This window comes from Mycobacterium sp. UM_Kg27 (assembly GCF_000972905.1).
Taxonomy (GTDB): Bacteria; Actinomycetota; Actinomycetes; order Mycobacteriales; family Mycobacteriaceae; genus Mycobacterium.
In genome coordinates, this window is record NZ_JRMM01000165.1 from 1 (window position 1) to 8,456 (window position 8,456).

6 protein-coding genes and 2 pseudogenes are annotated in these 8,456 nt (G+C 68.4%); all 8 read right to left on the reverse strand.

Features of this window, described 5'->3' with window-relative positions; all coding sequences use genetic code 11:
• Window positions 1-113, reverse strand: a pseudogene (locus tag LI94_RS19010) (WXG100 family type VII secretion target); the annotation flags it as partial.
• A 51-nt stretch (window positions 114-164) separates the two neighbouring features.
• Window positions 165-464 carry a PE family protein gene (locus tag LI94_RS19015; RefSeq protein WP_046302174.1) on the reverse strand — a complete coding sequence of 100 codons (300 nt, stop codon included), beginning with the start codon at window positions 462-464 and terminating at the stop codon, window positions 165-167.
• Between the two features lie 341 nt (window positions 465-805).
• Window positions 806-2,596, reverse strand: a complete 1,791-nt coding sequence (gene eccA / locus LI94_RS19020; RefSeq protein WP_125079864.1) for a type VII secretion AAA-ATPase EccA — start codon at window positions 2,594-2,596, stop codon at window positions 806-808.
• A 32-nt stretch (window positions 2,597-2,628) separates the two neighbouring features.
• Window positions 2,629-3,798, reverse strand: a complete 1,170-nt coding sequence (eccE, locus tag LI94_RS19025) for a type VII secretion protein EccE (RefSeq protein WP_046302175.1) — start codon at window positions 3,796-3,798, stop codon at window positions 2,629-2,631.
• Window positions 3,795-5,540: a S8 family serine peptidase gene (locus LI94_RS19030; protein ID WP_275451601.1), complete on the reverse strand. Its 1,746-nt coding sequence runs from the start codon at window positions 5,538-5,540 to the stop codon at window positions 3,795-3,797. The genes eccE and LI94_RS19030 overlap by 4 nt, the downstream gene beginning before the upstream one ends.
• Window positions 5,541-5,583: 43 nt before the next feature.
• Window positions 5,584-7,098 carry a type VII secretion integral membrane protein EccD gene (gene eccD / locus LI94_RS19035; RefSeq protein ID WP_024444036.1) on the reverse strand — a complete coding sequence of 505 codons (1,515 nt, stop codon included), beginning with the start codon at window positions 7,096-7,098 and terminating at the stop codon, window positions 5,584-5,586.
• A 183-nt stretch (window positions 7,099-7,281) separates the two neighbouring features.
• Complete coding sequence (locus LI94_RS19040; RefSeq protein ID WP_024444037.1) at window positions 7,282-8,181, reverse strand: ESX secretion-associated protein EspG; 900 nt, start codon at window positions 8,179-8,181, stop codon at window positions 7,282-7,284.
• Between the two features lie 164 nt (window positions 8,182-8,345).
• Window positions 8,346-8,456: pseudogene (locus tag LI94_RS22545) on the reverse strand (type VII secretion protein EsxI); the annotation flags it as partial.

The window sequence follows — 8,456 nt, forward strand, 5'->3', positions numbered from 1 at the left end:
GTCGACGACGCCCACATCCGGCGCGCCTCGTCCTCCACCGTCTGCGCGTGCACATCAAAACGGCCCGCCATCGAACGCATCGCGTCCGGGTCAGTCATAAAACGTGTTGCCATGGTTCTCTCCTTGGTTCCGCGAAAGTTGTTGGAAATTAAAGATATTTGGAACTACCCGGCCGACGCGGCGTTAGCCGCCTCGGTGGCCGCGTAGCTGTTGGCGCTGGTGTTCAAGGTGGCCACGAACGCCTGGTGGATGGCCTCCGCCTGGGCGCTGATGGCCTGGTACATGCTGGCGTGCGCGGCGAACTGCGCAGCAGTCAGCGCCGAAACCTCGTCAGCGGCGGCCGGAACGACACCCGTGGTCGGCGTTGCCGCCGCGGCGTTCTGAGCGCTCAGCGCCGCGCCAATGGCGGCCAGGTTGCCCGCAGCCGCCGTCAGCGCCTCCGGTTGGGTGTTCACAAAAGTCATGGGGCTCTCCTCCAAGATGCCGGCCGCAGCGGACCGACGCTCACCGACTACGCCGAAACAGTGGCCCCGTGACGACGTCGTACCGGGGCGTGCTCAACGCAACATGGTTCAAGTAACAGAAACGGTGCCGGAGCCAGATCGGGACCAAACAGTCGCCGAATCCGGGCGGGCATTATCGCCGGGACGCAATCTCGTCCTCACCTCCTGACACCTGTAGAGGCCAACTGGGCCGGATACACGAACCGGCCCCCTTACCTGCGCAATGGTGGCATCGGCACCGGTAAGCGTCAACCCAGACAGGGGGCCTTGGGCTGTGAATCAACTGTCGGGCGGCTGTTAAGTCAGGGCGTGTTCTTCTCGGCAACCGCCGCGCTGAGCCCTTCGGCGAGGTCCTCGCGGGTCAGTTCCTTGAACTTGTGCAGCCATTCCTCGCTGAAATCGGTGACATCGCCGGAGAGCACCGCGTCCAGTTCAGAATCGTCGAGACGGAAACTGCGGTGGTCACGGGCCTTCTCCACGACGTTGCGCACGAATCCGGCGTTACCCAACACATCGATACCGCGGATCAGGTCACCGTCTTCGGAATAGTTCTCGTCGGCATAGAACCGGGTGTAGTGCGGCAGCAGTCCCTCGACCGCCTCGTCACTGACCACGTCCTCGTTCTCCGCCCCCATCATCTTGGTCAGTTCCAGCAGTTCCGGCGGGGTGTAGCTGTAGAACTCGATCACCGTCGAGAACCGGCGCCGCAGGCCCTGGTTCACCTCGAGCATCTTCTCCATGGCGTTGGCATAGCCGGCGCCGAACACCACCAGCTCGTCACGGTGGTTCTCCATGTACAGCAGCAGCGTATTGATGATCGCGTTGCCGTACGCGTCGCCCTGGCTATAGCCACGTTCATGCAGGGTGTGCATCTCGTCGAAGAACACCGCACCACCGAGCGCGCCTTCGAGCAGCTCTTCGGTGTTCTTCTCGGCATCGGCCATGTAGCGGCCCAGCAGCTTGGACCGGTTGGTCTCCACCACCAGCGGTTTGCGCAGCACGGTCAGGCCACACAGCTGCTTGGTGAATGCCCGCGCCACCGAGGTCTTTCCGGTGCCGGGCGGACCGAGCAACAGGGTGTGTCGCGACGTCACCGGAACCGGCAGGCCCATCTTGGCCCGCGCCAGATTCACCTTGGTGGTCGCCTTGATCAGCTTGATCTCTCGCTTGGCCTGCTCCATACCGAGCATGGCGGCCAGCTCCGCGTCGCCCTCGGCCAGGTAGCGCGCGGCTTCCTCGGCATGCCGATCGGCTTCGGCCTGCTCACGCGTGGGCGCGCTGTCCGGGTCCCACGGGTCGGTGCGGGCCTCGATGGTCTCCGGGTCGGTCAGCACCAGCCGGAAGTCGGGATTGTCCAGTGCCTCGCGCGCGGGGGTGAATTTCGAGTCCCGCGAATAGACCCGGCGCAGCAGCTCAGCGGCCTCGTCCTCACGGCCCAGATGCCGCATACACATGCCCTGGGTGTAGAGCGCGACGTTGGCGGCACCGGGCACCCGGTCGCCCTCGATGGCCTCCTGCGCACGCCGCGTCGCTTCCTCGAACACCCCCAGCGAAGCCAGCGCGGTGGTGGCCATCGCCGCCGCAGCCGCCTTGAGTTCGGGTTGGCGCCAAGGAGCCGACGCGGGGAACTGCTTGAGCACGTCCGGCCAGCGGCCGGTCCGGAAATAGAGCAGGCCCCGGACGTAGCTGACCAACTCGGCCTCGAACGGGTTCCGCGGCTCGATGCCGTCGAGCAGCTTGGCGGCCTCTTCGTAGCGTTTGGCTCCGGCCAGCGTGGCGGCGTAGGCGGCGGCCAGCGATTCCACACTGGTGATCAGCAGCCGCAGGAACATCCCGTCGGAAACCTCGGGACGGAATTCCAGGTCGGACAGGCCAAGTCGGCGGGTCTCCCAGCCGAACGTGCGCACCGTCGACCAGGCGTTCGCCAGTACCTCGATATCGGAGTCACCGGCCAGCACCCGGGCCAGCCAGGCATCGCACATGCTCGGGTCGATCGAGCTGGCGGTGGTGAACATCTGCAGCGCGACCTGCGGATTATGGCTGGGCTGCAACCCGTTGACCGAAATGCCGGAGGCCAGCATGCCCGCAACCATGGCGTTGCGGGCGTCGGTCGTGGATGGACCGGTCACCCGCGCGCCCCAGCCGCCGCCGCGGGCGTGTACTCCTCGATAACGTCGACCGACAGCGGCAGCTGCTCACCGTCGCGCAGGTCTCGTCCCGGCACCGACATCCGCCGGTGGGCGGTGGGCGCCGGCAGGCTGGCGCAGACCGCTTCCAGCTGGCGCCGGCCCACGAACCGGTTCAGCGCGGACCGGACGTTTCGGCTGGGCTTGTCGGCGGTGTGGTACCTCGCCAGCACCGAGACCTGGGTGGTCCGGCCGCCACCGCGGGAAAGCCGCACCGTGACCACCGTTGCTTCGCTCTCCGGGTACCACAGGTGTTCGAGGTTCTCCGGAGTGATGTCGTTGGGCGACACCCAATAGCTGCTGATCTGGCCGGCCGGGCGTTCGCGGAACAGCCGGTGCCGCAACTGGGTGGCCGCCAGGCCCGCCAGTACCGCCTCGTCGACGGCGTCGAACTCGTCGGCGTGCAGCACCTGGGCGCTGAGCTGACGCCCGTCGATCTCCTCGGCCAGCCGCTCGGTGGCGGCGGCCAGGGTGGAAGCCAGCGAGTCGCGGGTGGCGACCGCGTTGACGTTGTGTTGCGGGTCCATCCGCAGCACCACCCAGGTGTGGCGGCGGTCGGGCATCGACGGGTTCTCTTCGACGTCGGGGTCGTCGGCGGGGCGGGGATCTTTGCGGGTCCCGACCGAGACGACATCGATGCTGTCCAGCCGCACATCGAACTGACGCAGCCCGGCGGCCAGGCGCTCCACCGGCAGCGCCGCCTCCGCGGCGCGGCCGTGCCGGCCGGTCGCCGACGTGGGCCGCCCGCCCACGGCGATGACCGTCACCAACCGGCCTTCGTGTTCGCGGACCCCGATCGACTCCCGGCCGAAGCGCCGGTGGTGATCGATTGCGGTGCCGCGGCCGCGGTTCAGGGCCGCTTCGGGGTCGGTGAACTGATCGGCCACCCAGGCCGCCCACAGCGTGCTGACCGGTACCCGACGGTAGGTGAGCAGCGCGATGAGCGCGACCAGCACGGCGATGGCGACGCCCGACCACCATGCGTAGTCAGCGGCCTTGGGGTCACCGGGCCAGCGACCGGCGAGGACCAGGATCCCCACATCGATCAGAAAGACGACGGTGACCCGCATCCAAGACAGGTTCAGACCTAGTGCGTGCTGTGCCTTCATCGGTTCCTTGACGATCGTCGCAGTGCTGCCACTCCCAGGGCCACTCCGGCCGCCGCGAGAGCCGCCAACAGCCCGGCTCCGGCGACCCAGGCCGGCGTCATGTCGCGTTCGGGCGGCATCGGCGGCACCTCCAGCGGTGCCGACAGCCGCTCCGGCGGCTGGGCCGGAACGTCGGGAACGTCCCAGGTCAGTGCCGCGACCGGGTCGACGATGCCGTAACCGACCACATTGTCGACCCCACGCGCCGGTGGCCGAGCCGTGCGGGTCAGCCGGTTGATCACCTGGTGTGCCGACAGTTCCGGGTATTTGGCCCGCACCAGCGCCGCCACACCGGAGACGATCGCCGTGGAGAAGCTGGTGCCGGACGGGACCAGCAGCGAGTTCTCCGGGCCGTCGACGGCGTTCATCAGCCCGTCATCGCGCGGTGAAAGGCCCTCGATGTCGGTACCGGGCGCCGCGATCGACACCCACGGGCCGGCCACACTCGACTTGGCCATCGGTGCACCCGCGGAGTCGACCGCGCCGACGGTCAGCACGTACTCGTCGTACCAGGCCGGGGTCACCACGGTGTTGACGCCGTTCCAGTCGCGGGGGTCATCGGGGCGCATCGCGTTGTAGACGGGGTTCTGCTTGCAGTCCCGCCAACTGACGTCACCGGCGGCCGCGACGATCACCGCGTTCTTCTCCACCGCTGCGTAGCGCACCGCCGCACCCAGATCGGCCTGGTCGATGAGCGTGCGCACGTTCATGCAGATGGCCGAGGAGATGTTGATGACCTGCGCACCCATGTTGGCGGCGTGCACGATCGCCCGTGCCATGGTGCGGATGCCGTCGGTCTTCTCCCGCAGCTGCGGGTCGCGTCCGTCCGCGAACGGCTCCTTGGGCCCGAAGGCCGCGCTGTATTGCCGGATGGCGATCAGCTGCACGTCAGGGGCGACGCCACTGAACGCATCCGGCGCCCCACCCGGAGGCGGTGCGCTGGGGGCGCGGAAGTCGACCGGCGCAGTCTGGGCCTGCCCGGAGAAGCCGGCCGATCGCACCGCACCTGCGCTGGTGCGATGGGGAACGTGCGCCGACGAGGCTGCCGCGCCGGGTCCCGGGGCCGGCCCGGGCGCGGGTCCAGGTGCCGGAGCAGGAGCGGGTGCCGGCGCGGGAGCGGGAGCGGGTGGCGGCCCCTGACCCGGGGGCGGTTCCTCGCCCTCGACGGGCGGTGGCGGCGCTGCCGGCGGGGGCGGCATCACCAGGATGGTCGTCGCCGGCGACGGGGTCGGCGGCGGCGGCTCGTTGGTGGGAACCGACGGCGGCCTACGGGTCTGACGGGGCGGTGGCAACGGGGCGACCCCGTTGTCCGGCATCGCGGCGATCAGCGACGCCACCAAGGTCCCGTGCGCATCGCAGTCCGACAGCCCGTCGCCGCCGGCCATCACGTAGTCACCGCCGGGCACCAGGTTCGGCAGCCGGGGGTGCGGGGTCACGCCGGTGTCGATCACCGCGACGGTGACGCCTCCCCCGCGACCGAACTTCCAGGCCTCCTGCAGGTTGAGCATGTCCATGTAGGCCGGCTGCACGCGGAAGTCGGAGTTCGGCAGCACCCCGACCTCAGTGCAGTACGAGGTCTGCCGCATGGTCTGCGGAGGCCCGGGCGTGCCGTCCGGCGGCAGCGCCGCGGGGTCGATCATGGGCGGCTCGATGGCGCCGGCAGCCGGCATTCCGGCCAACGAGCCACTGGCCACCATGATCATCGCGGCGCCGGCGGCCGCGGTGCGCTGCAGCCGACGCACGCCCCTACCGGTACCGGATTGCTTCATAGGTATTCATCAACCACAGTGCCAGCGGGAACAACGGCATCAGGCAGAGGTATTCGATCCACTCGACGAACTTGCGGAACAACGGGCTGTAGATGGTGTTCGGCACGATCACCGCAGACAGCAGGCCGAACATCGGCACCAGCACCAGCACGGCCACGCCGACCACCAGTGCGGTCGGGGTCCACAGCACCACCGCGAAGCGCAGCACCACAGCTGCGATGATCACCAGCCCGGTGAGCGTCACCGTGACCGCCTGCAACCGGTCGCGGAAGGACCGGCCCCGCAGCACCAGGAACCCGGCGGTCAGGGCGGCCAGCAGCACCGGCAGCCAGGTTCGGTCTGAGTGCGGGTCGCACAGCCCGGTCATGCACACCGCGATCAGCACGCCCAACCCGGACAGCAGGCCGGTCATGAACGATCGCGCCCGCTCCGCGCGCAGCACCACTTCGCGGACCGACTCCGGGCCCTCCAACGACGGCGGGGCGCCGGGAGTGCTCACCACGGTGGTGGGCAGGTCGGGGCGGGCCTCGAAGACCCAGCGGCTGGTGGCTGACGGGAAGACCGGCAACCGCAGGCCGGCCAGCCAGCGCGACAGCGACGGAGCCCACTGGTAGGCCAGCACGCAGACCAGGTACACGCACGTCATGAGGGTCACCGCGCCGGTCAGGAACAGCATCCGCAGCACGCCGGCGAACATCACCGCCACGCTGATGGTGGCGACGGCCGAGTAGGCGGCCAACTGCCTCCCGGTGAGCCGGATGACAGCCAGTGCAGCGATACCGGCGACGCCGAAGCCCAGCGCGGCATGCGCGGCGCCCACCTCGCCGGGCACCGCCGCTGCGGCCGCCACCACCAGCGGAACCAGACCGGTGGCCAGCAGAATGTCACCGACCTGCCGGTCGGAGGCGTTGCGGGCCTGCATCAGGATCAGGGCGGCGGCGATCAGCACCAGGAAGGCCAGCCCCGCGCCGAAGCCCGCCGTCAACCAGCCTTCGTGCTGGACCCGCCACGCCGCGAGCAGTCCGGTAGCCACCAGCACGCCCAGCGACAGGGTCGATACCCCGACCCGCACCGCGGTCGCCGCGTCGACCGGAGCGAATCGCTTCGCGAGGTTGACCGAGACGGCGGTGGAGATGTGCTCGATGACCGGCGAGCGCCGCTCCTGGTCTTCGATGAAGCGCAGCCACAGCCGGTCGCCGTCGTAGACGTCCTGTTCGGTCAGCGACTGGTTCGGCCGCAGCGCGGTGCCGTCGACCAGGCACAGCACCCAACGGCCGCGGCCCTCGGCCTGCAGCGTGGGTTCTTCGAGTTCCTGGAGCCGGCCGTTGATCACCTTCAGCAACGGGTCCAGCATCACCGAGACCGGGGCGTCGGCGTCGAGCAGCGTGCCGATCTGAACGCCGTCGCCCGCCATGACCCCGACCACCACGGCCCGGGGTGCCGACGGCGCGAGTTCGCCGCCGGCCTGTGCCGACTCGATCGCCGCGGTCATGATTGCATCACCCGACCGACGAATACTGACCGCATAGAACCCATAGGTGCCGCCTCGCAATTTGTCATTTTTAAAGTCAGTCCAATTCTAAAGGCACTTCATGCAATTCGCACGACCCGCGTTTACCCGCAGTTTTCCGTTGCGACACTTGGCATTCGACGCCCAGATCTATCGAGCAGGCCGCTATACCCTCCGATGCGTTTTCCAAGCGCCGTAGGGCAGGGTGTCCAGGACGGTCTTGACGCCCACCTGAACCAACTGCGGGGTGGCGGGGCAGATCGCCAGCCATGCTTCGCCCGAGCCCGCGGTGCGCGCCTGCTGATACAGCGCGATCCGTCCGCCTGAGCCGTCTTTGATCGACAGCACCGAGGCGCTCGGCCCCTTCGCGTCGTCGCGGTATTGCCGCGCATAGACCGCGGCTTCGGCCGCCGGCTCCGAAAGCGCCTGACCCAGCGCCGCGACGGTGGCAGCACTGATGCCCATCCGGCGCAGGTCTCCCCCGGTGAAAATGTTGAAACCGGAGTCCTGCCAGCTCTGGGTGGCCTCCAGCATCTCCTCCATCGGCACGTTGACCGCGGTGATCTGGGCCGGGTCGGCGTGGTGAATGGATTCCATCCCGTCGATCACCAGCGCGGCGATCGAGGCGGCATCGGTCACTGAGACATCGTCGACGGTGATGTCGGTGCCGACACGTACCGCCGACACCCAGTGCTCACCGCGCCGCGCCAACAACACCCGGAACTCGTTGTCGGGGATGTCGCGGGTGCCGGGTTCCTGGTCCTCGGCGTCGATGACGCCGTAACGCAGCTTGCCCAGCGACAGCAGCGCGACCACCTCGAGGTCGGGCGCGGCAAGCACCCGCATTCGTGCCGCGACGGCCTCATTGACCTCACCGTCGACGACGATGCCCTGTTCGCGCATCACCGCCATCCCGGGGTGTTCCGACAACCAGTCGCTTGAGTCGGTGGAAACGTAAGGACGACACCGCAACTCGGGAGCAACGTGGCGGATGTCCAGCAGTGCCTGCAGCATCCAGAAACCCTCGACGTTGACGGTGATGTCGGTGCGAGTGCTCGGGTCCATCACTACCCTCCTCTACCGGATTGTTCGCTGGACGTGGCTAGTGGAGTACTTGGCTATTGGATCACGCGAGAGGGCGTGACCGCTCGGCACCACCCGCCAATTGCAGCACGCGGCAGCACACCCATGGATCGGGTGTGCTGCCGCGCTGCGAAAGTGCGGGGCGATCAGGCCCAGCTGGAACCCACCGAGGCGTCGGTGTTGGCCATGTTGTTGCCGGCCGACTGCACCTTCTGACCGTGGCTGTTGGCCTGCTCGTAGATCACCGCGAAGTTGCG